The organism is Streptomyces minutiscleroticus, assembly GCF_014650875.1.
GTDB classification, from domain to species: Bacteria; Actinomycetota; Actinomycetes; order Streptomycetales; family Streptomycetaceae; genus Streptomyces; species Streptomyces minutiscleroticus.
On sequence record NZ_BMVU01000003.1, the window covers coordinates 351,709 to 378,249 of the forward strand.

Annotated in this window: 19 protein-coding genes; 14 read left to right on the forward strand and 5 right to left on the reverse strand. The window is 73.0% G+C overall.

Features of this window, described 5'->3' with window-relative positions; translation table 11 throughout:
• Positions 1-226: 226 nt before the first annotated feature.
• Positions 227-1,123 (reverse strand): alpha/beta fold hydrolase, encoded by an 897-nt coding sequence (locus tag IE271_RS06845; protein WP_190189258.1) that lies wholly within the window; start codon positions 1,121-1,123, stop codon positions 227-229.
• Between the two features lie 107 nt (positions 1,124-1,230).
• Here IE271_RS06845 and IE271_RS06850 point away from each other — a divergent pair, with 107 nt between their 5' ends.
• Positions 1,231-1,803 (forward strand): CGNR zinc finger domain-containing protein, encoded by a 573-nt coding sequence (locus IE271_RS06850; protein WP_190189259.1) that lies wholly within the window; start codon positions 1,231-1,233, stop codon positions 1,801-1,803.
• A gap of 119 nt (positions 1,804-1,922) precedes the next feature.
• Here IE271_RS06850 and IE271_RS06855 read toward each other — a convergent pair whose 3' ends face one another.
• A complete protein-coding gene (locus tag IE271_RS06855) occupies positions 1,923-2,108 on the reverse strand; it encodes a P-loop NTPase family protein (RefSeq protein WP_190189260.1) in 186 nt (61 codons plus the stop codon).
• Positions 2,109-2,231: 123 nt separating this feature from the next.
• Between IE271_RS06855 and IE271_RS06860 the strand changes: the two genes are divergently transcribed.
• The 3 genes from IE271_RS06860 (at position 2,232) to IE271_RS06870 (ending at position 6,615) form a co-directional block, all read left to right on the forward strand.
• A complete protein-coding gene (locus IE271_RS06860; protein WP_190189261.1) occupies positions 2,232-4,262 on the forward strand; it encodes a M13 family metallopeptidase in 2,031 nt (676 codons plus the stop codon).
• Positions 4,263-4,681: 419 nt separating this feature from the next.
• Entirely contained in the window at positions 4,682-5,362 is a 681-nt protein-coding gene (locus tag IE271_RS06865; protein WP_268256174.1) for a response regulator transcription factor, read from the forward strand.
• Positions 5,359-6,615 carry a sensor histidine kinase gene (locus tag IE271_RS06870; protein ID WP_229919171.1) on the forward strand — a complete coding sequence of 419 codons (1,257 nt, stop codon included), beginning with the start codon at positions 5,359-5,361 and terminating at the stop codon, positions 6,613-6,615. The genes IE271_RS06865 and IE271_RS06870 overlap by 4 nt, the downstream gene beginning before the upstream one ends.
• On the opposite strand, the gene IE271_RS41730 is transcribed toward IE271_RS06870, so the two are convergent.
• On the reverse strand, positions 6,596-8,107 hold the full coding sequence (locus IE271_RS41730; protein WP_229919172.1) for an aromatic amino acid ammonia-lyase: 1,512 nt from the start codon (positions 8,105-8,107) through the stop codon (positions 6,596-6,598). The two genes, IE271_RS06870 and IE271_RS41730, sit on opposite strands and share 20 nt — an antisense overlap.
• Positions 8,108-8,169: 62 nt before the next feature.
• On the opposite strand from IE271_RS41730, the gene IE271_RS06875 reads away from it, so the two are divergent.
• From IE271_RS06875 to IE271_RS06915, 9 genes are all read left to right on the forward strand, one after another.
• On the forward strand, positions 8,170-9,756 hold the full coding sequence (locus IE271_RS06875) for an NAD(P)-binding domain-containing protein (protein ID WP_190189262.1): 1,587 nt from the start codon (positions 8,170-8,172) through the stop codon (positions 9,754-9,756).
• Entirely contained in the window at positions 9,753-10,823 is a 1,071-nt protein-coding gene (locus IE271_RS06880) for an alpha-hydroxy acid oxidase (protein ID WP_190189263.1), read from the forward strand. Before IE271_RS06875 ends, IE271_RS06880 begins: the two co-directional genes overlap by 4 nt.
• Positions 10,820-12,271 (forward strand): cytochrome P450, encoded by a 1,452-nt coding sequence (locus IE271_RS06885; protein ID WP_373308727.1) that lies wholly within the window; start codon positions 10,820-10,822, stop codon positions 12,269-12,271. The genes IE271_RS06880 and IE271_RS06885 overlap by 4 nt, the downstream gene beginning before the upstream one ends.
• A gap of 420 nt (positions 12,272-12,691) precedes the next feature.
• Positions 12,692-14,035, forward strand: a complete 1,344-nt coding sequence (locus IE271_RS06890; RefSeq protein ID WP_190189265.1) for a cation:proton antiporter — start codon at positions 12,692-12,694, stop codon at positions 14,033-14,035.
• A 144-nt stretch (positions 14,036-14,179) separates the two neighbouring features.
• Complete coding sequence (locus IE271_RS06895; RefSeq protein ID WP_190189266.1) at positions 14,180-15,724, forward strand: FAD-dependent oxidoreductase; 1,545 nt, start codon at positions 14,180-14,182, stop codon at positions 15,722-15,724.
• Entirely contained in the window at positions 15,717-17,165 is a 1,449-nt protein-coding gene (locus IE271_RS06900; RefSeq protein ID WP_190189267.1) for a class I adenylate-forming enzyme family protein, read from the forward strand. Before IE271_RS06895 ends, IE271_RS06900 begins: the two co-directional genes overlap by 8 nt.
• Positions 17,166-17,379: 214 nt before the next feature.
• Positions 17,380-17,979, forward strand: coding sequence for a maltokinase N-terminal cap-like domain-containing protein (locus IE271_RS06905; RefSeq protein ID WP_190189268.1), 600 nt, complete (start codon positions 17,380-17,382; stop codon positions 17,977-17,979).
• Between the two features lie 466 nt (positions 17,980-18,445).
• The gene (gene lanL / locus IE271_RS06910; RefSeq protein WP_190189269.1) at positions 18,446-21,295 is read left to right on the forward strand and encodes a class IV lanthionine synthetase LanL; all 2,850 of its coding nucleotides are present in this window, start codon (positions 18,446-18,448) and stop codon (positions 21,293-21,295) included.
• A 6-nt stretch (positions 21,296-21,301) separates the two neighbouring features.
• Positions 21,302-21,442, forward strand: a complete 141-nt coding sequence (locus IE271_RS06915) for a hypothetical protein (protein ID WP_190189270.1) — start codon at positions 21,302-21,304, stop codon at positions 21,440-21,442.
• Between the two features lie 242 nt (positions 21,443-21,684).
• Here IE271_RS06915 and IE271_RS06920 read toward each other — a convergent pair whose 3' ends face one another.
• A complete protein-coding gene (locus IE271_RS06920) occupies positions 21,685-22,353 on the reverse strand; it encodes a response regulator transcription factor (protein ID WP_190189271.1) in 669 nt (222 codons plus the stop codon).
• Positions 22,353-24,623 (reverse strand): histidine kinase, encoded by a 2,271-nt coding sequence (locus tag IE271_RS06925; RefSeq protein ID WP_190189272.1) that lies wholly within the window; start codon positions 24,621-24,623, stop codon positions 22,353-22,355. The genes IE271_RS06920 and IE271_RS06925 overlap by 1 nt, the downstream gene beginning before the upstream one ends.
• 657 nt (positions 24,624-25,280) lie before the next feature.
• Here IE271_RS06925 and IE271_RS06930 point away from each other — a divergent pair.
• Complete coding sequence (locus IE271_RS06930; RefSeq protein WP_190189273.1) at positions 25,281-26,195, forward strand: esterase/lipase family protein; 915 nt, start codon at positions 25,281-25,283, stop codon at positions 26,193-26,195.
• Positions 26,196-26,541 lie beyond the last annotated feature (346 nt).

Consider the following 26,541-nt stretch of genomic DNA (forward strand, 5'->3'; position numbering starts at 1 on the left):
CTTCTCCCGCCTCCCCGTCGGGCGAATCCGGCCCTGCACCGCCGTGACCATGGCGACTGCGGCGGCGTCGATGGCGTCGTTCCTGCCCCTCCTGGGCCGTCGGACCGGAGAGGGCGCGGGGGCGGCTACGGAGCGGCGCTCCCTCCCGCTTCATGCCCGCGGTGGGCGGGATGCGCAGCGAGACGGACCCTGGTTCCGTCGCTACGAGGTGGAGCCGGCGGACGTCTCACGCGGGTGCGCGGCCGGGTGCGTCCCGGCGCAAGGCTTCGTCGAGGAAGGCGCGCATCGCGTCGGCGACCGTGTCGAGGTGGCTTTCGAGGAGGAAGTGCCCTCCGCCCGGCACCAGTCGGACCTGCGCGTCTTCGAGGTCCTTCGTGAAGGCCCGGGCTCCGTCGGGGCCGAAGATCTCGTCTTCCGCGCCCCAGACGGCCAGCAGCGGTACCTGGGTGGTGCGGAAGTACTCGTGGAGCCGGGGGTAGAGGGGCGGGTTGGTGGCGTAGTCGCGGAAGAGGTCGAGTTGGACCCGGTCGAGGCCGGGGCGCGAGATCTCCCGGTGGTCGGCGGCCCAGGTGTCCGGGTCGACCAGTTCCGGTTCGGCGACGCCGTGCAGGTACTGCCGGCGGATGGCCTCCTCGCTCAGGGCCTCGCGCAGGGCGGCTTCCGTCGACGGGTCCGGCGACTGCGCGTAGGCCCAGACGGGGGCCCAGAAGTCGGGGACGAACCCTTCGTCGTAGGCGTTGCCGTTCTGCGAGACGATCGCGGTGACGGCGTGGGGGTGCCGCAGTGCGAGGCGCCATCCGATGGGAGCGCCGTAGTCCTGCACGTAGAGCGCGTATCGCTCCAGCCGCAGCTGGGCGAGGAGTTCCTCGGTCACTTCGGCGAGAGCGTCGAAGCTGTAGGCGAACTCGTCGGCCGGCGGTGCGGCCGACCGGCCGAACCCCAGGTGATCGGGGGCGACGACATGGAACCGGTCGGCCAGCGCGGGGATCAGGTGCCGGAACATGCGTGAGCTGGTGGGGTAGCCGTGCAGCAGGACGACGGCGGGCGCGTCGGCCGGGCCGGCCTCCCGGTAGAACACGCGGTGCCCGAGCACGGAGGTGTAACGGTGTCGCACCTCGACCATGGGTAACCCCTTAAGTGTGTTTATGCGGTTAGGTCGGCTCCAGGTTGGCCTTCGGACTTGTAACCTGTCAAGCGTGTCATGATGGTTACGAGTGGAGGGGAGGCGGGATGTCCGGCGAGGAGACGCTGCTCGAAGCACTGAACAGCACGCCCGTTGTGGACGGGGTTCCGTGTGACCTGTGGCGGGACGACGCCGCGTTGGGCCGGTGGGCGGTACGGCACGGTGGCGACGGCGGCCCCGCGGAGCGGGAGTGGCTCAGGAGGACCCGTGACGCACTGCAGGCGGTGGTCCGGGGTGAGAGCGGACCGGAGGCCCTGGCCGCATGCGTCGAAGGCGCGCGCAAGGTGCCCCGGTTGAGCGGGGAGGGCCTGGACTGGGTCCTGGAGGTCGAGGCGGAGCGGCGGCCGGCCGTCGGACTGATCCTCGCCTGGGCTCGGGTCCAGGAGGAGCTGCCCGGCAGGCTGAGACCGTGCGCGAACAGCGACTGCCGCCTGTTCCTGGTGGACCACAGCCGTGCCAACACCGCGCGGTGGTGCTCGATGAGAACCTGCGGCAACCGGCTCAAGGCCCGCCGGCACCATGAGCGGCAGCGCGCGGCCGAAGGGAGGGCGGCGCCGGGCCACTCCCGGAAGGACCCCGGGCCGGCGAAGCACCGCGCGGAGGAAGGAGACGGTCACTGACCTCGTGAGCTCGGCGCCCATCTTCTCCCGGTTGAACTCGTCCAGCGCCGCGAACGGCTCGTCCATCGGCAGCAGTTCGGGGTCGCTGGTCAGCGACCGGGCGAGCGAGGCGCGCATCTTCATGCCACCGGGCAGCTCACGCGGGTACGCCTTCTCGAACCCCTGAGGCCCACCAGGACGTTCGCCTTCTGCGCGCGCTCCCGGCGCTCGGCCCTGGGCACGCCCTGCAGTTCGGCGACGAGCTCGACGTTGGCCCGGATCGGGCGCCGGGGCAGCAGCGTCGGGTCCTGGAACCCGTAGGACATGCGCTCGGTCCCGTGGCGGTGCGGCCGGGTCGCCGTGCCGGGTGACCGGCGGAGCACAGGTGGTGTCGGTGGGGCGGACGGTGGACCCGTCCGATCGGCCGCGCTTCGTCCTATTGTGGTTCGATGAGCATTCTTGATGGCGCCCGCGCGGGCATGAACCCCGAGATCCGACCGCAGGACGACCTGTTCGGACACGTCAACGACCGGTGGCTCCGTACAGCCGAGATTCCGGCCGACCGGTCGAGCTGGGGGGCGTTCATCCAGCTGGTGGAGACCGCCGAGGAACAGGTCAGGGCGATCATCCAGGACATCGCCGAGGAAGCCGCGGCGGCATCCGGCGAGGGCGCCGCCGCGGCCGCCCCGGGGGAGGGCGACGGCGTTGCCGGCGGCCTCTCCGTCAGCGCCGACGAGGCGCGGAAGATCGCCGCGCTCTACACCTCCTTCATGGACGAGCGGGCCGTGGCCGAGAGCGGCCTCGATCCCGTGCGGCCGCAGCTGCGGGCGGTCGCGGAGCTGCGGGACACCCGGGAACTGGCCGCGTTCCTCGGCGGCTTCGAGCGCACCGGCGGCTCGGGACTCTTCGGGTTCTACGTGAACGCCGACGACCGTGACTCGGACCGGTACATCGTCAACATCACGCAGGGCGGGCTCGGGCTCCCCGACGAGTCGTACTACCGCGACGAGAAGTTCTCCGAGGTGAGGAAGGCGTACGTCGCCTACCTGACCGCCGTGTTCACTCTGGCGGAGCACGAGGACCCGGGCACCGCCGCCGAGACGGTGCTGAGGATCGAGACCGCTCTGGCCGCCGGCCACTGGGAGCGGGCCGAGACACGCGACGTGCAGAAGACCTACAACCTCACCTCGCGCGGTGAACTGGGCGCCCTCGCGCCGGAGTTCGACTGGGACGGCTACATCACGGCGCTGGGCGGCTCGGACGGGACGATCGCCGAGACACTGGTCCGGCAGCCCTCCTACCTCGCGCACCTGTCGACGCTGCTGGGGGAGGTGCCGATCGGGCAGTGGCGGGACTGGGCGGCGGCCCGGGTCCTGCACGCCGCCTCGCCGTACCTGCCCGAGAAGTTCGTCCAGACCGACTTCGACTTCTACGGCCGCACCCTCAACGGCACCCCGGAGCTGCGGGCCCGGTGGAAGCGGGCCGTCGAGTTCGTCCAGGACGCGATGGGCGAGGCCGTCGGCAAGGAGTACGTCGCACGCCACTTCCCGCCGGCCTCCAAGGCGATGATGGACGAACTGGTCGGCAACCTGCTGAAGGCGTACCGGGAGTCGATCTCCCGGCTGGACTGGATGACGGACGCCACCAAGGAGCGGGCCTACGAGAAACTCGCCACCTTCCGCACCAAGATCGGTTACCCGGACCGCTTCCGCGACTACTCCGCGCTGCGCGTCGACGCCGACGACCTGCTCGGCAAGGCGCAGGCGGCCGCCGCCTTCGAGACGGACCGGGAACTCGGCAAGATCGGCTCGCCCGTGGACCGCGACGAGTGGTTCATGCTGCCGCAGACGGTCAACGCGTACTACAACCCGGGAACGAACGAGATCTGCTTCCCGGCGGCCATCCTGCAGGAGCCCTTCTTCTCGCCCGACGCGGACCCGGCGGAGAACTACGGCGGCATCGGCGCGGTGATCGGCCACGAGATCGGGCACGGCTTCGACGACCAGGGCGCGCAGTACGACGGCGCCGGCAACCTGAACGACTGGTGGGCCGCCGCCGACAAGGAGGCATTCCAGGTCAAGGCGGAGGCGCTGGTCGCGCAGTACAACGCCTTCTCACCGCGTGAGCTGCCCGGGCAGTTCGTCAACGGGGCGCTGACGCTGGGCGAGAACATCGGCGACCTCGGCGGACTGACCATCGCCCACAAGGCCTACCTCATCGCGCTCGGCGGGACGGCGGACGCGGCGCGGACGGCAGCGGAGACGGGCGGCTCGCGGACGCTGTTCATGAACTGGGCGCACTGCTGGCGCTTCAAGAGCCGGACCGAGGACCAGCAGCGGCGCCTCACCATCGACCCGCACGCGCCGGCGGAGTTCCGGGCGAACATCGTGCGCAACCTGGACGAGTTCCACGAGGCGTTCGCGACGAGCGAGGACGACGGGCTGTGGCTGGACCCGGAGGAGCGGGTGCGGATCTGGTGACCCCCGCCGCGCCGGCGGGTCCGGGGGCCGGCGGACGGGGCCCGGCGCCGTCCCGGTGACGGCGCCGGGCCGGGGCCTCGGCGGGCTTCCGGGCCGGCCGGGCAGTGCGACAGGGCCGCGTCCCGCTCCCGGGCTCCCCGGCCCGCAGGCGGTGCGGAAGGGCGGGCGCAGGGCCCCGTACCCGGCACCCGGGGTACGGGTTCCGGCCACCGGGCAGCAGGACGGCCGGACGAAACACCGCATGTGGAACAGGAGGCAACGGGAAGCGGACGGAGTTCCTTCTCCCGGGTCACTTCGGCTCGGACGCGGGTTAGCGTGATCTTGCCGGGCGGATCAGCGTCCGGCCGCCCCTGACGTACCTGTAACTCGCGTGCCACACAGGGGCGTCGACGGGCGACGGGGGTGAGGGAAGTGGGACGGTGGCACAGGATCGCGCGCGGAACCCTTGGCGGCTGCTGCTGGTCGAGGACGACGGGGAGCTGGTCACCATGCTCTCCGAGGTGTTACGGGACGAGGGGTACGCGGTCGACGTCGCGACCGACGGCCAGCGGGGCCTGCACCTCGGCCTCACCCGGCAGTACGACGTGCTGGTCGTCGACCGGCGCCTGCCGGTGCTGGACGGCCTCGACCTGCTGGGCCGGCTGCGCTCCCGTGCGGTCCGCACGCCGGTCATGCTGCTGACCGCGATGGGCACGGTGCACGACCGGGTCGACGGCCTGGACGCCGGTGCCGACGACTACCTGGTCAAGCCGTTCGAACTCGACGAGCTCAGCGCCAGATTGAGAGCCTTGTGCCGGCGGGCGCTCGACGTGGCCGACGTGCTGAGGATCGGCTCGGGCCGGCTGCACGTGGGCCACCGGGAGGTCGAGCTGGCCGACGGCGAGCGGATCGCCCTGGCGGCGCGGGAGTTCGAGCTGCTGTGGGCGCTGGCCTCCCGCCCCGACACCGTGTACTCGCGGTCGGAGCTGCGCCGGATGGTCTTCCACGAGGCGCCCGCGTCGTCCATCGTCGACACCTACGTCTACTACCTGCGCCGCAAGCTCGGCCGGCAGGTGGTGCGCACGGTCCGCGGGCTCGGCTACCGCCTGGGGGCGCTGTGAGGGCGTCGGCGTACGAGGAGTGGGCGGCGGTGCGCCGGGCGCGCCTGCGGATCTCCCTGATCACCGGTGCCATCATCACGCTGCTGGTCACGGTCGTCGGCGGCGTCGCCCTCACGGTGATGACGCGCGCGCAGAACGGACAGGTGTGGCGGGAGCTGCGCTACGGCGCGGCGCGCGGCAACCTGTCGGACCCCCCGGTGTGCACCTGGTTGTACGGGCCCGGTGCGACCCCGCTCGCGAACGCCCCGGCCGGCTTCCCGGTCCGCGCCGACCTGGACCGGGTGGGCCGGACCCACGAGGCCGTGGAGCGCACCGTACGGCGTGACGGCACGGTCTACCTGGTGCGTACGCAGGCCAGGGCGGGCGGGGCGGTGGTGCAGGCGGTGTTCGACATGCGCTTCCAGCTCGCCGACCGCAGGTACCTGTGGCTCGCGCTGGGCGCCGCCGAGGTGGTGGGGCTGGCCGCCGCGGCCGTGACCGGTGCGTTCCTCGGACGCCGGGCGGTGGCCCCGCTGGCCGAGGCGCTCACCCGGCAGCGCCGCTTCGTCGCGGACGCCAGCCACGAGCTGCGCACCCCGATCACCCACGTGTACACGCGGACGCAGGTGCTGGCGCGGCAGGCGGCCGCGGAGAACCTGCCCGCCCGGCACCGGGACGGGCTGACCCGGCTGGTCGGTTCGGTCGGCCGGCTCGGTGAGGTACTGGACGACCTGCTGCTGTCCGCGAGTCTCTCGGCGGACCCGGCGCGGCGGGCGGAACGCCGGCCCGTCGACCTGGCGGCGCTGGCCCGGTCGGTGGTCGCCGAGGAGGCGGACCGGACACGGGACGGCGGCCTCTCGGTCGTCGTGAACGGCCCGCGGCATCCCCTGTTCGTCGACGGCATCGAGTCCGCACTGCGCCGCGCCGTCGGCGAGCTGCTGGCCAACGCGATCGGCCACACTCCGGCGGGCGGGCGGATCGAGGTGGCCCTCGCGCGCGTGCGCGGGGCGGTCGAGCTGACCGTCGCGGACACCGGGTCCGGCTTCGACCCCGCCGAGGCGGAGCGGCTGTTCGAGCGGTTCCACCGGGGCGGCGAGGGCGGCCGGTACGGGCTGGGGCTCGCGCTGCTGCGCGAGGTCGTCACCCACCACGGCGGCACGGTCGCCGCCACCGGACGCCCGGGCCGCGGTGCGCGGTTCACCATCCGGCTCCCGGAGTGCGCCCCTGCGGCCGCCCCGGCCCCGGAGCCTCCGGTCAGGGCCGGTCACCCGTGACGAGCAGGCGGGTCGCGGCGCGGACGTCCGCGTCCAGCGGGCGGTCCGGCTCGACCGGGGGGATCGCCGCGACGAGGGCGTCGAGCAGCTCGCCGCACCGGGACGCGGTCGGGCGGCGCGCCCCGACGTGCACGGCCTGGCGCAGGCCGAGCGCGAGCGACCCGCACAGCAGGCCCAGCAGCTCCGCCATGTCGTAGGAGCGCAGGGCCGCCTGGGTGCCGAACGGGACGACGTCCTGGTTGTGCAGGTTCGTCGGCAGGCTCTGCATGCCGGCCGGTGCCGCGGCGCGGCGGATCTCCGCGACGAACGCCGTGGTGGCCAGCTGCACCCCCTGCAGACCGTGCTGGAGGCCCGGCGCGGTGGCGAGCATCGGCGGCAGTCCGCCGTTGCGCGCCGGGTCCACCAGCAGGTCGAGCTGGCGCTCGGCGAGGTTGCCCAGCTGGGCGGTGACGGAGGCGAGCAGGTCGGCGGCGAAGGCGGCGGGCTGGCCGAAGAAGTTCCCGCCGTGCACCACCTTCCCCGCCCCCGCGTCGCCGGGGAAGAACAGCGGGTTGTCGCTGACGCCGCCGAGGTCCGCGGTGACCACGCCGTCGGCGTAGCGCAGGGCGTCCTCCGCAGCGCCGAGCAGCTGCGGGGCGCAGCGGATGCTGTACGGCTCCTGCAGCGGCCGGGTGCCGGAAGGCGTGACGCCGCTGAGCGTGTGCCGCATGCGGGCGCCGACGTCGACCGCGCCGGCGTGGCCGTAGGCGCGCAGCAGGTCCTCGTCGAGGAAGCCGGGGTCGCAGCCGAGGAGGTCGGCCAGCAGGCAGGTGAGGTCCGTGAGCGCGCGGTGCGCGGCGCGGACGGCGTCGCGGGCCAGGGCCAGGGCGGCGGTGGTGACGGAGGTGCCGTTGACGAGGGCGAGGGCGTCGCGGCCGTCCAGGGCGAGCGGGCGCAGCCCGGTGGCGGCCAGCGCCTCGGCGGCCGGCATGCGGCGGCCGTCCACGTAGGCGTGCCCGCGGCCGCGCAGCGCCTGGGTGGCGTAGGCGAGCGGGATCAGGTCGCCGCTCGCCCCGACCGAGCCGTAGCGGGGGACGGCGGGCGAGAACGTCGTGGCGAACATCGCGGCGAGCCGCTCGACGACCTCGGCGGACACGCCGGAGAACCCCTGGGCCAGGGACCGGGTGCGCAGCAGCAGCGCGCCGCGCACGATCTCGTGCGGCAGGTCGGGGCCCTGGCCGGCGCCGAGGTGGGCCAGGGTGTTGTCGCACTGGTCGGCCTCGTCGCCGCGGCCGGCGTAGCCGACGAGCGCGCCGAAGCCGGTGTCGGCGCCGTAGATCCGGCGCTCCTCGCCGCCGTCGCCGTGCCGCAGGGCACGGAAGAAGCTCCGGCCGCGGTCGATGCGCGCGCGGGCCTCGTCGTCCACGGTGACGGTGAGCGGAGCCGCCGCGCGGCGCAGGACGGCGGAGTCGAGGGGGCCGGTCGGCGAGACGGTGTCCGTGGTGGTCAGCACGCCCGGAAATGTAGGCGGGAAATCTCAGAGCGCTCTGAAATCCGGTGGATAGCTTCCGGGCCATGGCGCACGACTACCTGATCATCGGAGCGGGGCCCGCGGGACTGCAACTCGCCGCCTCCCTGGAGCGTGACGGTGCGGACTACGTCGTCCTGGAGCGCGGCAGCGTTCCCGGCGCGTTCTTCACGCGCTTCCCCCGGCACCGCCAACTCATCTCGATCAACAAGGTGCACACCGGATACGACGATCCGGAGCTGCGGCTGAGGATGGACTGGAACTCCATCCTCAGCGACGACCCGGAACTGCTGTTCACCCGGTACAGCCGGCGCTACTTCCCGCCGGCCGACGATCTGGTCCGCTACCTGGCGGACTACGCCGCCCGGACCGGCGTGCGGGTGCAGTACGACACCACCGTGGAGAAGGTCTCCCGCGACGGAGACGGCGACGACGGGGGGTTCGCCGTCACCGACCACACCGGCAAGGTGTGGCGGGCCCGGCGCCTGGTGGTCGCCACCGGGGTGTCCCGGCCGAACCTGCCGACCGTCCCGGGCATCGAACTGGCCGAACGCTACGACACGTTCGACCCCGACCCGGAGTCCTTCACCGACCAGCGGGTGCTGATCATCGGGCGGGGCAACTCCGCCTTCGAGACGGCCGACAGCCTGATGGAGACCGCGGCGGTCATCCACGTCGTCGGCTCGGGCTCGCTGCGGCTGGCGTGGCAGTCGCACTACGTGGGACACCTGCGCGCGGTGAACAACAACTTCCTGGACAGCTACCAGCTCAAGTCGCAGAACGCGCTCCTGGACGGCCGGGTGCTGGAGATCCGCCGGGAGGCGGACGGCTTCTGCGTGCCGGTGTCGTTCGAGCGGGTCGACGAGGTGGTCAAGGACCTCCGCTACGACCGGGTGATCGTCGCGACCGGCTTCCGGTTCGACACCTCGATCTTCGACGAGACCTGTCTGCCGGACCTGATCGTCAACGGCCGTTTCCCCGCCCTCACCCCCGTCGGCGAGTCGGTCAACGTGCCCGGCCTGTACTTCGCCGGGACGCTGACGCAGGGACCCGACTTCAAGAAGTCCACGACCGGCTTCATCCACGGGTTCCGCTACGCGGTCCGCGCCCTGCACCGCGCGCTGCGGCAGCGCCACCACGGCGAGGCATGGCCGGTGACGGAGCTGGGCGACACCGCGGAGCGGGCCGTCGACGCGGTCATCACCCGCGTGAACCGGTCCTCCGCGCTGTGGCAGCAGTTCGCCGTCCTCGGCGACGTCCTGCTCGTCGCCCCGGACGGCACGATGCGCTACGCCGAGGAGGTCCCCGTCCGCCACGTGCCGGACGCCGTGCGCGCCGGGGACTTCGGCGACGTGGACGCCCACGCGGTGATCACCCTGGAGTACGGCGCGGACCACGACCGGGTGGACCCCTTCGACGTCGACGCCGGCCGCAAGTCCCAGCAGGACGTGCGGGGCCTGGACGGCCGCTACCTGCATCCGGTCGTGCGCTGGTACCGGGACGGCGCGTTCGTCTCCGAGCACCACGTCACGGAGAACCTGGAGAACGAGTGGGACAGCGAGGAGTTCCACCGCGCCCCGCTGCGCGCGTTCCTCACCGACCACCTCGGCTCCGCCGCCCCGGTGGCACCGTGACGCTGCGCGCACTGCACGACGCGGCACGCGGGACGCTGGACCCCGTCCACTACGACTACGTGGCGGGCGGGGCGGGCGAGGAACGCGTCCTCGCCGACAACGAGCGGGCCTTCGACCGGTACGCCCTGCTGCCGAGGGTGCTGCGCGGCAGCGAGGACCGGGACACCGCCGTCGACCTGCCGGGCGCCCGGCGGGCGGCGCCGGTGGTCGTCGCGCCGACCGCGTTCCACCGCCTGATGCACCCGGACGGCGAGCGCGCCACGGCCCGTGCGGCCGCGGCCGAGGGCGCCGTCCTGGTGACGGGGACGGCCGCGACCACGGCGGTCGACGCCGTGGTCGCGGCGGCCCGGGAGACGGCCCCGGACCCGGCCGTGTGGTTCCAGCTCTACCCGCACCCCCGCCGGGAGGTCACCGAAGCGCTCGTGCGGCGCGCCGAGAAGGCGGGCTGCACGGCGCTGGTGGTCACCGTCGACTCACCGGTGTTCGGCCGGCACACCAGGGACCTGCGCAACGGGTTCACCGACCTGCCGCCCGGCTACGCCGCGGAGAACATGCGCGACCTGCCCGGCGCCCCGCCCGGCTCCCTCACCGACATCCTCATGTCCCCGGCCCTTTCCTGGCGGGACTTCGGCGCGATAGCGCGTATGACCTCGCTTCCCGTCCTGGTCAAAGGGGTGCTGCACCCGGCGGACGCGCGGCTGGCCGTCGAGCACGGCGCCGCCGGGGTGATCGTCTCCAACCACGGGGGCCGCCAGTGCGACGCCGTCCCGGCCGCGCTGGACTGCCTGCCCGCGGTCGCCCGCGCCGTCGCGGGCCGGGTGCCGGTGCTGCTGGACGGCGGGGTGCGCCGGGGCAGCGACGTCGCCGTCGCCCTGGCCCTCGGCGCGGCGGCCGTCGGCGTGGGACGCCCGGTGGTGTGGGGCCTGGCCGCCGAGGGGGAGGCCGGGGTCCGGGCCGTCCTGGCGACCCTGCGCGAGGAGTACGACCACACGCTCGCGCTGTGCGGAGGGCGCCGCAACACCGATCTGACGAAGGACATGGTCGTCCGGAAGGGTGAGACGTGGTGAGGAGCAGGACGAAGCCGGCCGCGGCGGACACGTGGTGGCTGCCGCGCGGTGTGGTGGCGCTGCGCGTGCGCATCTTCGAGAAGGTCAACGGCGACCGCACGGTGACCCTGCCCAGCGCCACGCACGGGCCCGAGGTGTTCGAGCGGGTCTACGCCCACCCGGCGGTGAACGGGCGCAGCGCCGGGGCGGGCCTGTCCGACCTGTTCTGGTACTGGCTGTCGCCGGGCCCCGAGGTGCACCAGGAGCACCTGGAGCCCGGCGAGCGGTACGAGGACGTGGCCGCGGCGACCCGGCGCATGCTCGCCGGCGGCTCGGCCGACCTCTCGGCGGCGGCCGGCCGCGCCGTCGCCCGCGTGCTCGACGCGGTGCCGGACACGCGGATCAGCCTCGTCCGGCTGCGCGACCTGGTGATGCCCGCGTGGGCCGAGTTCTGCTACGAGCTGGTGTTCAAGGAGCCGTGCCCGCCGCGCGCCCGCGATCTGATCACCGCGCACGCCGACGACGTGGTCAGCGCCCTGAAGTGCACCTCCCTGCGCCATCCGCGGCGCCGGGCCCTGCTGACGGAGTACCTGCGCGAGAGGGTCGCGGCCGGTGACGTGCCGCACGAGCTGCCGGCCACGCTGTCGCCGTCGGAGCAGGTGCACTACCTGCAGGGAACGATGTTCAACACGGCCGTCGTGCAGTTGTCCGAGGCGACCGCCCACGTCCTGCTCGCCCTGGCCCGCCACCCCGAGGTGCAGCGGCGCGTGGCGGAGGACGCCGACGACCGGTACCTCACGCACGTGCTCGACGAGACGATGCGGCTGTACCCGCTGTTCGGCATCGCGCACCGCATCACCACGGGCGAGGTCCCGCTCGACGAGGACACCGTGCTGCCGGCCGGCTCCGTGGTGTGCTTCAGCTACCCCGACTACCACGCCACGGGCTACGACCGGCCCGAGGAGTTCGACCCGGACCGCTGGGACGCCCTGTCCGCCAAGGACGCCCACCACATCCCGTTCGGCGTGGCGGCGAACCGCCCCTGCCCGGCGTGGCGGCTCTCCCCGCTGGTGCTGCGCGCCGCGGTCCGGGAGGTGCTGCGCCGCTTCCGGCTGGACTCGACGGCCTCGCACACGCGGTCCATCCCGCACCGCGCCCCCTGCCTGCTCATCCCGCGCGGCCTGTCCCCCGAGCCGCGCCGGCTCGAGGCGCTGCGCAGCTTCGTGCGGATGCGGGACGGGGTGGAGGACGTCACACGGGGCGTACGGCAGCTGGTGCTCGGCACGGTCATGGTGCTGCACGCCCGCCGGCAGCGGCTCGCGGCGCGCTACTTCGAGGACCGTCCGGCCGGCGGCTGCCCGGTCGCCCACCCGGAGGGCGGCGGCGGACGGGAACACCCGCACCGGCCGGGGCACACCCGGGACCGCAGCCCCGCGCCGCACCGTCGCGCCGGTCACCTGCGCGGATGAACGCGGCCCCGGCCCCGGCCCCGGCGGCCGACAGCGCCGCCCCCTCGACCGGCGCCGTCACGGCGGCCCGCCGCTCCCGGCCGGCTCCGTCCCCCGGTGCGGCGGGACCGCCGTCGGCCCGCGGCGGCCCGCGGCCTCCCTGAACACCGCCGGCCCGCGACGGCCCGCCACCCCCCCGAACGCCGCCGGTGCGCGCGGACGCCCGGCGGCCGTGCCGCCCCGACCGCCCGCACACGCGTGACGGTCACCGCCCTCGCGCCCATCGGCCACACGGCTCTGCGACAGGCGGCCACCGGGCCCGCTGCCGAAGTGCGTCCCGTCGTCCGCCGGCAGCGGGCACGACCGGTTCCGCGACGTCGCCCCGACGACCTGCGCCACCCCTCCGTCCCCGGATGTCGCCGACGACCACAGGAGTCCTCCGTGCCCCCCACCACCTTCCTGGCCGCCACCACCGACAAGAACCTCGAACTCGTCCTGCGGGTCCTGCCCGCCATCGTGGTCATCCTCGCCGCGTCCGCCGTCTGCGGCCGCCTCGCCCTCTGGGTGAAGCAGCCGCGCGTGCTCGGTGAGATGGTGGCCGGCGTCCTCCTGGGCCCCACACTGTTCGGCGCCCTCCTCCCCGACGCCCAGAGAGCGGTCTTCCCCCCCGAGGCCAAGCCCGTCCTCTACGTGCTGAGCACCATCGGCCTGACCCTGTTCATGTTCCTCGTCGGCGCGGGCCTCGACCACGGGGGCGGCAACGGCAGGAAGGACACCAGGAACGCGGCCGTCCTGGCCGTCTCCGGGATCGTCCCCTCCCTCCTGCTCGGCGCCGCGTGCGGCTACCTGCTCCACGACCGGCTCTCCCGGCCCGACGTCACCCCCTTCGAGTTCGCCCTCTTCGTCGGCGGTGCCCTGTCCATCACCGCCTTCCCGATGCTCGCCCGCATCCTCTACGAGCGCGGCCTGGAGAACTCCCGGCTGGGCCGCATGACCCTCCTGGGCGCCTCCGTCGACGACGCGGCGGCCTGGTGCTTCCTCGCCGTGCTGTCCGCCATGCACACCGGTGCCGGCGCGCTGCACGCCCTGCGCACCATCGGGCTCACCGCCGTCTTCGTCCTGGTCATGCTCACCGTCGTGTCGCGGCTCCTGCGTCCGGCGGGCGCACGGGTCGAGCGCACCGGCCGGTTCGGCTTCGACCAGATGTACGTCGTCGTGGGCGTCGTCCTGCTCGCCGGGTGGTTCACCGACTACATCGGCATCTACTCCGTCTTCGGCGGCTTCGTCGCCGGCCTGGCCATGCCCCGCAACCCCGCCTTCCGCCAGGCCCTGCACAGCCGCATGATGGACATCGTCTGCGTGCTGCTCCTGCCCATCTTCTTCGCCTTCTCCGGACTCAACACCGAACTGGGCGGCATCGCCGGCTGGGGCATGGCCGGAGCGTTCCTGCTGATCCTCGCGGCCGGGTTCACCGGCAAGTACGTCGGCTGCGCCCTCGCCATGCGCGGCACCGGCTTCAGCTGGCGCGAGTCCTGGGCGGTGGGCGGCCTGATGAACGCCCGCGGCCTGATGATCCTGATCTTCATCAACATCGGCCTCGCCCAGGGCATGATCACCAAGGAGGTCTTCTCCATGCTGGTCCTGGTCGCGGTGCTCACCACCGCGGGTGCCGTACCGCTGTACCGCTGGGCCCTGCCGGAGCACCTCGAACGCCGTATGTCCCCGACGGCGCAGCCGGTCGCCGACAGCGCCTCCCCGGCCGAGGCGGGCCGCGTGCACGCCTGACCCGCCGCGGCCCCGGCCCGACCCACCACGGCCCCGGCCGGACGCGCACGCGTCCGGCCGGGGCCGCGCCGTGCACACCCTCCCGCCCCGCCGCCCGCCGCCAATCTCAGAGCCCTCTGATGTGGCGCCGCTAACGTCCCGCCCATGGTGCGCGATTACCTGATCATCGGGGCCGGACCGGCCGGACTTCAGCTCGCCGCTTCACTGGAACGTGACGGACGGGACTACGCCGTCCTGGAGCGGGGGAGCGGACCCGGCACGTTCTTCACCAGATACCCCAGACATCGGCAGCTGATATCGATCAACAAGGTGAACACCGGGTACACCGACCCGGAACTCAACCTCAGGATGGACTGGAACTCGCTGCTCGGCGACGATCCGGAGCTGCTCCTCACCCGGTACACCGACGAGTACTTCCCCCGCGCCGACGACCTCGTGCGCTACCTGGCCGACTTCGCGGACCGCACCGGCGTCCGCGTCGAGTACGGCACGGAGGTCGTCCGGGTCTCCCGCGCGGACGGCGTCTTCACCGTCCACGACGCCGCGGGGCGGACACGGCAGGCGCGGCGGCTCGTCGTGGCGACCGGCGTCTCCCGGCTCAACGAGCCGCCGATCCCCGGCATCGAACTCGCCGAACGCTACGACACGTTCGACCCCGACCCGGCGTCCTTCACCAACCAGCGGGTCCTCATCGTGGGCAAGGGCAACTCCGCGTTCGAGACCGCCGACGCCCTCATGGCGAAGGCCGCGGTCATCCACGTCGCCGGCCCGCACTCGCTCAAGATGGCCTGGAAGACCCACTTCGTGGGGCATCTGCGCGCGGTGAACAACAACTTCCTGGACAGCTACCAGCTCAAGTCGCAGAACGCCGTCCTGGACGGCACGGTGGAGAACATCGAGAAGACCGCCGACGGCGGTTTCCACGTCACGTTCCGCTACGCCCGTACCACGGAACGGCTCCGCGAGCTGCACTACGACCGGATCATCCTGTGCGCCGGCTTCCGCTTCGACGCCTCCGTCTTCGACGAGACCTGCCGTCCCGCCCTCGTCATCGACGACCGGTTCCCCGAGCAGACCTCCGCCTACGAGTCGGTGAACGTACCGGGCCTCTACTTCGCCGGCACCCTCACCCAGCAGCGCGACTTCAAGAAGGGCACCAACGGCTTCATCCACGGCTTCCGCTACGGAGTGCGCGCCCTGCACCGCATCCTCGGCGCCCGCCACCACGACACGCCCTGGCCCGCCCGGCCGCTCACCGCGGCACCGGAGGAGATCGCCGACGCCGTCGTCGCGCGCGTCAACCGCTCGTCCGGCCTCTGGCAGCAGTTCGGGGTCCTCGGCGACGTGGTCACCGTGGACGGGGACCGGGCCCAGTACCAGGAGGAGGTACCGCTCGCCTACGTCACCGACGGCGGCCTCGGCCCCGCCGCGCACCGGTTCGTCGTCGACCTGGAGTACGGGCCCGACCACGACGGCGTCGACCCGTTCGACGTCACCGTCCCGCGCGTGACCGAGAACGACGTCGAGCACGCGATGGACTCCAGCTATCTCCACCCCGTCGTGCGCCACTACCGCGACGGTGTCCTCGCCGGCACCCACCACCTGGCGGAGAACCTGGAGAACGAGTGGGACGTCCCGGCGGTCCACCAGCAGCCGCTCGCCGCGTTCGTGAAGGCCTGCCTTGGCTGAGCAGTTCCCCGGCGGCGTACTGGACCTCCTCGACGCGGCGGGCGACCGTCCGGTGTTCGAGCACGCCGACCGGGTGGTCTCCGGAGCCGGACTCCTCGCGACGGTACGACGTGTGACCAACGGGCTGCGCACGCACGGCGTCGGACCCGGCGACGGCGTCGCCCTGCTGCTGGGCGTCAGCCCCGAGGCGTTCGCCGCCGTCGTAGCGGCGCACGTCGTCGGCGCCCGCGTCGTGGGGGTGCGGCCGGGCCTGACCGAGCGTCAGAAGGAACACCTCCTCGCGGACACCGCCTTCGAGGTCACCGACCGGGCCGCCGGCCTGGTCGGTGACCGGTCCGGGAAGGTCCTCGTCCTGGACGACCTGCTGTCGGCGCCGGACGACGGCGTCCGCCCCGAGGTCACGGCACGGCCGCAGGACGTCGCCCGGCTCATCCACACCAGCGGCAGCACCGGCGTCCCCAAGGCGTGTGCCCAGACCTACGCGGCGATGACCGCGGCCTGGGCCCTGCGCCCGGACGCCTGGCCGCCCGCCGTCCGCGAACTCGCCGCGCGCCTGGACCGGTTCCTGGTCTTCGGCACCCTGGCGAGCCAGGTGATGATGGAGTACGGGCTGATCACCCTCGCCGCGGGCGGCACCCTGGTCACCGCCGAGCGGCCGGGCTTCCCCGACAGCATCGTGCGGCACCGGGCGACCGCGAGCGTCATCACCGTGGCCCGGCTGACGAAACTCGTGGCGAGCCAGCGGGAGTCGCCCGCGGACCTGGGCAGCCTGCGCGCGCTGATGGTGTCCGGGTCCCCGCTGGAGCCGGGACGGCTGCGCGAGGCCGCCGAGGTGCTCGGCCCGGTCGTCTTCCACGGCTACGGCCAGACCGAGACCGGCATGATCTCCATGGCCACCCCGTGGGACGTGCCGGGCTCGCTGGGCGTGCCGCCCGTCGACGTGGAGGTGCGGGACGCCTCCGGCCGCCCCGTCCCGCCCGGGACCGACGGCGAGCTCTTCGTCCGGACCCCGGCTCAGAGCTCCGGCTACTGGCGGGAGCCAGCCCTCACCGCCGAGGTGTTCTCCGACGGCTGGGTGCGCACCCGCGACCTCGGCCGCCTCGACGCCGAGGGGCGGCTGTGGCTCACGGGCCGGGCCCGCGACGTGATCATCGTCAACGCCAACGTGTACTACGCCGGCCCCGTCGAGCGGCTGCTCGCCACCCATCCCTCGGTGGCCGAGGCGTACGTCGTCGCCGTACCCGACGACGACACCGGTGAGGCCGTCCACGCCTTCGTGGTGCCCGCCGCCGGGCACGTACCGGACCTGGGCGAACTGCGCGCGCTCGTGGCGGCGAACCTGGAGGAGGCGAGTGCGCCGACCCGTCTGACCCTCATCGAGGAGGTGCCGCTCACGCCCGCGGGAAAGCCCGACAAACGGCGGCTCGCCGCCGGCGGGTAGCCGTCCCGCCGGCTCCGTCCGGCCCACCGTCACGCGCGGCGCGACGGTGGGCCGCGGATCCGCCCGCAGCGGCACGCGCCCCGTGCCGGCCCAAAGAGGCTTCCTCGCCCGTCAGGTCCTCGTGCCGGGGGTGTGCGGGGCCGGGTACGGTCGTATCGAATTCGTTCCGCTTCCGTCGGAGGGCGGAATCGGACCGAGGCGTGAGGGAGTTCGCATGGCCACCATCCACCGCACCACCATGGCGCCCACCAAGCTGGAGCTGCTCACCGCGTGGGTGCCGCGGCAGAGCTGGTACGCGGGCGGTGGGGGAGCGCCGGAACTGGTCAGGGCCGGTGGCTTCCGCCTGGACGATCCCGAGGGCGAGGTGGGGATCGAGTTCATGGTCGTGGCGGACGCCGCCGCGCAGGAGCCGGTGGCGTACCTGGTGCCGATGGGCTATCGCGCCGCGGCGCTGGAGGGCGTCCCCGGCGAAGCGCTGATCGGCACCTCCGAGCACGGGGTGCTCGGCACCCGGTGGGTCTACGACGGCGTCCACGACCCGGTGGTGACGGCGCAGTTGCACGCGCTTCTGCGCGGCGAGGCGGTTCCGCAGCACCAGAGCGAGAGCGACACCCCCGACCCGACCGTCACCGTGCACGGCACCGGCCCTGACGAGGGGGCCGACGTCCACGTCAACCGCGTCCTGCGACCGTCGCGGACCGCGCGGGAGTCGTGCCGAGGGCTCGTCGCCGGATGGACCTGGCCGGACGGAACGGCCGCGCGGGGCGTCCTCGTGACCGTGGCGCCCAGGCCCGCGACCGGTCAGGGCTGCTGAGGCCGGCGGGCGGGGGAGAGGGGCGCGGGACCGCCGAAGGCTCCGGCCCGGCTCGTGCGGAGCCGGCTCCTTCGATGCGACGGGATCCGTCCGGACCGTCGCGTAGACCTCCTCCGCACGGAGGCCGCGCGCACCGGCCCTCGACGGGGCGTCCGGTCGGCAGGCTGCAGTAGGCCTTTCTCCGTATTCCGTCTTCCTTTCCAGCGTCCTGGCGCAGCGCTCGCCACAGGAGTCGTCCTGCGCTCCGGCAGTCGGCCGGGTCATTGAAGGACATACGGACGGCGTCGAAATATTGCCGTGAATTTATGTTCACGGATATTGAACGTCGCGAAATTCATTCGTATTATCCCGTAATGGCACCCCGATTGCCCGGCGCTGCCCGGCATCGGCCAGTTCTGAACGGGGGAATTCCTTTTTCCGTCTGCGGGATTTCAGTGGATGTACACGTATGGATTGACGGAAGAGAATGGAAGATCGGTTCGTTGTCGCAGCGCCGGACGGCGTGTCCGGGGCCGGTGAGGAGCATCCGGGAGTTCCGGACGAAATTCTGCTGACGGACTACGTGTGGGCTGCGCTGGAGCGCCACGCGTCGCGCGACTGGCGGCTGGAGACGGGGGACTTCTGGTGCCGTGTCCGGCCTCCGGCGCACCGCTCCCGGGTGCAGGGGTGGAAGCTGCATCTGTCGGCGACCCCTCTGTCCGCCCCGCTGGTGCTGGCCCGGGCCGTCGACGTCCTGGTACGCCACCGGTGCGGATTCAAGTTCGCCAAGAGCGTCGAGCGTGTCGCGGAGCTGGTGTCCAGAGCGTGCGACCGGGGCAGCGCCGGCAAGTTCATCACCGTCTACCCCGAAGCCGGCGACGACGCCTTCCGTACGCTCGCGGAGGAACTCGACCGGGCGACCGAGGGCCTGCCCGGCCCCAGGATCCTGTCGGACGAGGCCTACCGCCGGGGGAGCCTGGTCCACTACCGGTACGGCGTCTTCGACGGTGTGCCGATGCTCAGCAACGACGGTATGTACGAGGCGCTGCTCCTCGCGCCGGACGGCACACCGGTCCTGGACCGGCGGGAGGCCCGGTTCAGGACACCGCCCTGGGCGCCGCGCGATCCGCTCTCCCCGGCGGAGGGGGGTGCGCGGTCCGCTCCGGCCGGACGGGTGGCCAGGACGGTCCTGCTGAACGAGCGGTACGAGGTGCGGCAGGCGCTGCGCCACTCCTGCGCCGGCGGTGTCTACCGCGCCCTCGACCGCGGCACCGGCGCCTCCGTCATCGTGAAGCAGGCCCGCGCGCACACCCGGGCCACGCTGACGGGGCGTGACGTCCGGGACTGCCGTCGTCACGAGGCCGGGATGCTGAGGCACTTCGCGTCCTCCGGGGTGACGCCCCGGTTCGTGGACCTCTTCGAGCAGCAGGAGGACCTCTTCCTGGTACAGGAGGAGATCGAGGGTTCCACGCTGCGTGCATGGGTGAGGGATTCCGTGCGCTGGTCCGAGGACGGGACCTGGGGAGCCCCGCCGGACTCCGTCGCGCACGTCGTCGCCGAACTGGCCGCTCTCGTGGCGACGGTCCACGAGCGGGGCCTGGTGCTGCGCGATCTCAACCCCGCCAACGTCATGGTCCGCGAGGACGGCAGTCTGTGCCTGATCGACCTGGAACTGCTGGCCCGCCCCGGGGAGCGTCCCGTCACCCGGGCCCACACACCCGGCTACGGAGCACCGGAACAGGCCGGCGCACCCCGCGTCGGTGCCGCGCCGCAGCCGGCCGCCGACCTCTACAGCCTGGGTGCCACCCTCTTCCACCTGATCAGCGGCACGGACCCGTTGCTGGCCCCCGACCGGCCGGCCGTGCGGCCGCGGCACGAGCGACTGGCGTACTGGCTGGACCGGCTCGCTCCCGGCAACCCCAACGCGCGCCGCTTCGGTGCCCTCGCCCTCTCCCTCCTGCACGAGGACCCCGGCTCGCGCCCGGGCATCGGCGAAGTGCGACGACTGGTGTCCCGCTCCCGGAGCGCCGTGCCGACACTTCCGGACGCACCGGCGGCTCCCGCCGTCCCCCCGTGCCCCGGCACGGCACCGGGCGATGCGGCGGGCGGTCCGCTGCGGCGCATGCTCGACGACACGCTCGGCCACCTCGTCGCGACGATGCGCACCGACGACCCGGCATGGCTCTGGACGCCGGGCAGGTCCGGTGCGAGGAGCGATCCGTGCAACGTCCAGCACGGTGCCGCGGGGATCCTCGGAACGCTCGTACGAGCCCATGAGGTGCGTCGGGACCCGGAGACGGGGAACGCCGTGCGGGATGCCGCCGGATGGATCGCCGGCGCGGTGGCACGCGAGCCCCGTATCCTGCCCGGCCTCCACTTCGGCCGGTCGGGGACGGCCTGGGCGCTGCTGGACGCCGGCCGGGCCCTCGGCGACGACGGCATCGTGCTGCTCGCCGAGGACCTGGCCCGGGCGGTCCCCGTCCGATGGCCCAACCCGGACGTCTGCCACGGCGTCGCCGGCGCCGGCCTGACCCAGCTGCGCTTCTGGGAGGTCACCGGTGAGACCGACTTCCTCAGCCGCGCGCGGCAGGCGGCCGAAGCACTGCTGGAAGGCGCGGAACACCGCGACGGACGCGTCCTGTGGCCCGTCGCCGCGGACTTCGAGTCCCGGCTGGCAGGGCGTGCCGCCTACGGCTTCGCCCACGGTGTCGCCGGGGTCGGGAGCTTCCTGCTCGCCGCGGGACGGGCGACGGGGGACGACGCCTTCACGAGCGCCGCGCGGGCGGCGGCACGCACACTGTCCATCGCGGCGCGCGAGTCGGACGGCGCCGCCCACTGGCCCGAGGACGAGGACGACGGCCGCCTGTGGACCCACTGGTGCAGCGGATCCTCCGGTGTGGGCACCTTCCTCCTGCGCGTGTGGCAGGAGGAGGGCGACGACCGGTCACTCGCCCTCGCCGGGCGGGCCGCCGTCGCGGTGCACCGCTCGCGCTGGGGCGCCGGCCCCACGCAGTGCCACGGGCTGTCCGGGGACGGTGAGTTCCTGCTCGACCTCGCCGAGGCGACCGGTGAGGAGCGCTACCGGACCTGGGCCGAGGACGTCGCGACGGGCATCCTCGTACGCCACGTGGTGCGGGAGGGCCGCGTGCTGCCCGTGGACGAGACGGGGACGGGCACGGCGGCCGGCTTCGGCACCGGCCTCGCCGGGATCGCGGCGTTCCTGCTGAGAATGGTCCACGGCGGCCCACGCCCATGGACGCCCCGTTCGATTCCTCGTACGGCCAGGAATGTCGAGAAAGCGGGAGAACAGCGGGAGAACACAGGTGAAAGGAGGTGAATTCCCATGGAAGAAGAGACCACGGTCGACGTGCTCGCTCTGCAGATCCTCGAAGTGGACGACGAGCCGGACCAGGGCGTGTGCGTGGACGCCATGTGCCCCATCCTCACCCTAGGGTCCGACTCCTGTGAAGTGGCGGCGGAATGAGGTGAAAGACCGGATGACGGGTCCACCGTCATGCTCCGACCACGCGCTTTCGCAAGGCGGGCTGTCCGGAGACGGGCCGTCCGACCGGTGAACGGCGAAACAGGAAGTGCCTCTGGCCGGCGGGGATCGGACGTGCCGAAGTACACGTCCTCGCCGTCGTCGGAGGCACTTTCCCCTGAGGCGGCGCGTCCGAGCCGCGCCCCGTCGCGCGTCCTCGGCTCGGCTCCGTCCGTGATGAACCGTTACGGCGCCGTCTTGCGCTGCCCCAGGCCGGCTTCCCGGGCGCGCACGATCGCGTCCGCCCGGTCGGCGGCGTGCAGCTTCGCGAAGATGTTGGAGATGTGGTTGCGCACGGTCTTGGGACTGAGCACGAGCTGACGGGCGATGTGCGCGTTGTTCCGTCCCTGGGCGATGAGGTCCAGCACTTCGTGCTCACGTTGCGTCAGGGTCGGGAAGGCCTCCGCGTGGTGTTCCGTCACCGGGGTGGTGAAGAACTGCGTGACCCAGGACGCGACCGCCGGGCTGGTGATGAAGCCGCCGCTCGCCACGGCGTGGACCGCGCGCAGCAGCTCGGCCGCGCCGGCCTCCTTCAGGAGGTAGCCGCGTGCTCCGGCGCGCAGGGCGGCGAAGACGGAGTCGCCGTCCTCCACCATGGTGAGCACGAGCACGGCGATGTGAGGGCTCTGCCGGACGATCACCCGGGTGGCTTCGACCCCGCCGACGCGAGGCATCCGCAGGTCCATCATCACCACGTCGGGTTGCAGGTCCGCCGCCGCTTCGATCGCCTCCTCGCTGGTGCTCGCCTCGGCGATCACCTCGATGTCCTCCGCCATCTCCAGAAGCGCCCGCACGCCCGCCCGTATCGAGGGATGGTCGTCGGCGATGACGACCTGTATCCGGTCCGAGCTCATCAATCGGTCACCGCCTCCCTGATGGGCAGGTGCACCTCGACGACGGTGCCGCCTTCGTCCCCCCGGTAGACGCGGCATGTGCCGCGCAGCTCCTCGGCGCGCTCGCGCATGGAGATCAGACCGCCGCCGGACCTGACCCGCTCGGGCAGGCCCCGGCCGTTGTCGCAGATCCTGACGGACAGCGTCGGCCCGCGGGCCAGCCGGACGCGGCAGAGGGACGCCTGGGCGTGCCGGATGGCGTTGTTCACGGCCTCGACGCTGATCCAGAAGGCGGCGACCTCCACGGCGGCGGGCAGGTCGCCCAGGTCGCCCTCCTGGGCGACCAGGACCTGCATACGGCTCGACGTGTCCGGCCGGGACAGCTGGCTCGTGCGTTCACGCAGCGCACCGGCGAGCCCGAGCTGGTCCAGGGCCGGCGGCCGCAGGTTGTAGACCAGACCCCGGATGTCGCCGATCAGGGATCGGGTGAGCGCGATCTGCTCGTCGAGATGTCTGCCGGCGGCGTCGGGGTTCCGCCTGAGCAGTTCCCGGGCGGCCTCCATGCGCATGATGCCGGCGGCGAGGTTCGGGCCCAGACCGTCGTGGATGCGGTGATGGAGCCGGCGCCGCTCCTCCTCCCGCGCCAGGACGATCTGCTCCCGTGACTGCTGGAGCTCATTGGTCAGCAGCACCATGGACGCGGCGCCGCTGACCTGACGGGCCAGGGTGTCCAGCAGGCGGCGGTCAGCCGGCCCGAAGGGCTCCTGCCCGGGGCTGACGGCCAGGGTCAGCCGGCCCCGTACGCCGTCGGCCAGCGCAAGGGGCAGGGTGACCGACCGGCCGGTGTCACGGCCGTAGCCGACCTGGACCGCGAACCGGCTCTGCGCGCGGCGCAGTTCGATGGCCGCGAAGGGCAGCCGGAGGGTCTGGGCGACCGTCTCCACGACCGTCTGCAGCACCAGCCGCGGATCCTCGGCGGCGTCGATGCGGCCCAGGCGGGACAGGACCTTGAACGGATCGTCCCGTTCGCCGTACACCAGCCGCCCGACCCGGCGGCGCAGGAAGGAGTGCAGCGGCGGCGCGATGAGTCCGATCAGCCCGCCGGCCAGCACGGCCGCCAGGGTGGGATGGGTGACGAAGACCCGGCTCAGCACCCAGGCGCCGGCCAGGTAGATGCCCACCACCGACGCGGTCAGGCTCCCGTACAGCAGGGAGCGGCGGACGATGACCTCGACGTCGAACAGCCGGTAGCGGAGGATCGCCGCGCTGAGCGCCACGGGCGGCGGCAGGTAGATCAACGCCATGAGGTTCGACGGCGGGACGGGCCACCCCATGAGGTTCGGGACGCCCCAGACCGCCAGGAACGCCAGCCCGCCGAGGGCCAGTGCCAGCAGCACCCAGCGCACCCGCCGCCGGGACTCGATGTCACTGGTCGCCCGGTAGCTCAGGAAGAGGAGCACCGCGGCGAGCAGGGGAAGGACCAGGCTGGGCATCAGGGAGAACTGGGCGATGAGGCCGCGCACTTCCGGGGTGCTGCGGGCGGAGGGCAGCATCCACGCCAGATAGATGCCGTGCAGCAGCAGGGGCAGGCTGTAGACCGCGACGATCCGCCGCCGGGTGACCGTGAGCCCGGTGCCGGGAGCCACCAGCGAGAAATGGGCTATCGCGCCCCACATGAGCGCCAGCGCGAGTTCGCCGGCGGCCTCCATGGCCGTCGGGCCGTGGGCGGCCAGCCGGAACGCCTGATCACCGAGCAGGTACGTGACGGTCCCGCAGAACGCGAGGAACGCGACCAGCATCAGTGCCTGTGCCGCCGGGTCGGCGGCCCGTGCATGGAACACGAAGACGGCCGTCGCCAGCAGAGCCAGCAGTGTGAGCAGTGACGGCCAGGACTGGACCAGGAATCCCGCGACCGGGAAGTCCTGGAGCCGGAAGGTCACCTGTTCCAGGTCTCCGTCCCGCAGCACCGTGTAGGTGAGGGTGCTGCCGACGTGTACCGGGCGGTCGGGAGGATAGGACCGCAGCGGAATCCCGTCGATCGCCGTCACCACGTCCCCGCTGCGCAGTCCTGTCGCGTCGTCCAGGACCGACGAGACGGTCATCCGGTCGCCGTGGAACGTGCCCTTCGACAGTTGCACGCTGGTTCCGTCCGAAGGACCGACGACGCGGATCCACAGGATCACAGCGGTCAGCAGGACGAGGGCCGAACATATCCCGGCGGTCGCATAACGGCTCATGGTGGTCGGCCCCTGCGCTCCGAGCCCGCTGCCGCCGAACGAGATCCGCGCCATGGTTCCAGGTTCGCAGGGGCCATGTGCGTCGTCATGGGGCAGCGGTCCCAAATGCTGGTCTGTCGCCTCACCTCGCATGTCCCGCGGTGAACCGCGTCAGCGGGGCCGGTCCGTGCGGGCGGCCCGCCGCGAGGAGGGTGGGGGGAAGGCGGCTGAGGATGCCGGGCGGTGTCCGGCACGGGCGGAGCGGATCGGTGGAACAGCTGGAACCCGATGCGATCGTTCTCCGTCGTGCCGGTCCCGGCGAGCAGATCACGAAGAGCGCGGGACAGTGCTGCGTCTGTTCCCCGACGGGCGCCCGGGACGTCCGCCGCACGCCGGGGAACCGGCGGGGCGGGAGCACCACCGGTCCTCCGGGCCGACCGCGGTCCTGACGGGCGCAACCGGCCCGCGCCGACCGGCCGGCCCCGGAGAACCCGGTCGAGTAACATCCGATGTCACGTCTTGGGCCGTCATCGCTGACACCACCTGGTCCTGTGACCGTCGATTCGATTATGGCAGCGCCCGCCCGATCGACGAAAGGCGCCCGCGATGCCAGAAGCGCCCGTCACAGGATGGGACTTCGCTCCCTGCTGGACGGGACGGGGGGCGTCGCACCCTCTGAGCAGCACGACCGAGGCCAGGGTGGACCAGCGCAGCCGAAGGAAGGCCACAACGATGTCACCTCAGCAAGCCCCTTCCGTCCCGTCCGCCGGAGTCACACCGTCCGCGCCCGTCGTCACCGGCACAGGACGCGGACCGCTCGATGCCGATCCACCCCGTGTCCTCGGGGGGCCGCGGACGGGACTGCCGGGGTGGTGCCCTTCCCGCGTCCGGACGGCGGTCGGCGAACTGGGCGCCCTGGTCCGGCTGGTTCCCCGGACGCCGGTGCTGACCGGGGCCGCCAGGGCCGAAGCGGTCGCCGTCACCGCCGCCCCGACCGGCCTCCAGCGGGCGCCGGCGGCCGGCACGGCCAGGCCGGTGGTCCTGGTGCACGGCTATCTGACCAGTGACCAGTGCTGGGACCCCCTTCTGCCGCACCTGCGCCGGGCGGGGTTCCACGACGTCACCACCCTGCGCTACGACACCCTGCGCACCGACATCACACAGGCCGCCGCCGTACTCGCCCGTGCCGTGCGAACCCTCGTGCGGCGCAGCGGCGCCGACGGTGTGCACCTGATCGGCTACAGCCTCGGCGGTCTGGCCGTGCGCTACGCGGTACAGCGGCTGGGAACGGACGCCGAAGCGCTCGGCGCGATCACCGTGGCGACGCCGCATCAGGGCACGGTGCTGGCGCGAGCGGCGGTGGGGCCCGCCGCCGGACAGATGCGCACCGGCTCCGCGCTGCTCGCCGGTCTGCCCGCGATCGGGACCGAGCGCGACGTGCGGTGGTCCCTCATCGCCGCGAAATCCGATCCCGTCGTGTCGGTGTCCAGTGCGACAGCCGGTCACCACGCCGCGTCCGTCTGCGTCCCGGGCTGCGGCCACCTCAGCGTCATCGCCTCCCCGCACACGGCGGACGCGGTCATCCGGCACCTCCTGCACGTCGAAGCCGGTGACCGGACCGGCGGCGGCCTGCCCCTGGCGGGGTGACGCGGACCGGGGAACCGGGCCGCCGGCCGGGCAGGGGCGCTTCGGCGGCGCGGGCGGAACCCGTGAAGGGATGGGACTGCGGTCCCTGTCGGACGGGACAGCGGACGCCGAAGAATCTACGGCATCACCGCGGTTCGCACCGGTGAGCCGGCACTTCGGAGAGGGGACCACCACCATGTCGCCGCGCACAGCCCGCCCGGCTCCGTCCGACGAGGCCGTGCCGCGCGCGCTCCACTCCGAGCGGCGGAGTGCGCCGGCCCTCTGAACGGGTGCCTGCGCTGCTTTCACGGGGGGAAGCAGCGCAGGCACCACTTTCCGGGCCCGGCCGGCCCCCGGGCGGACGACG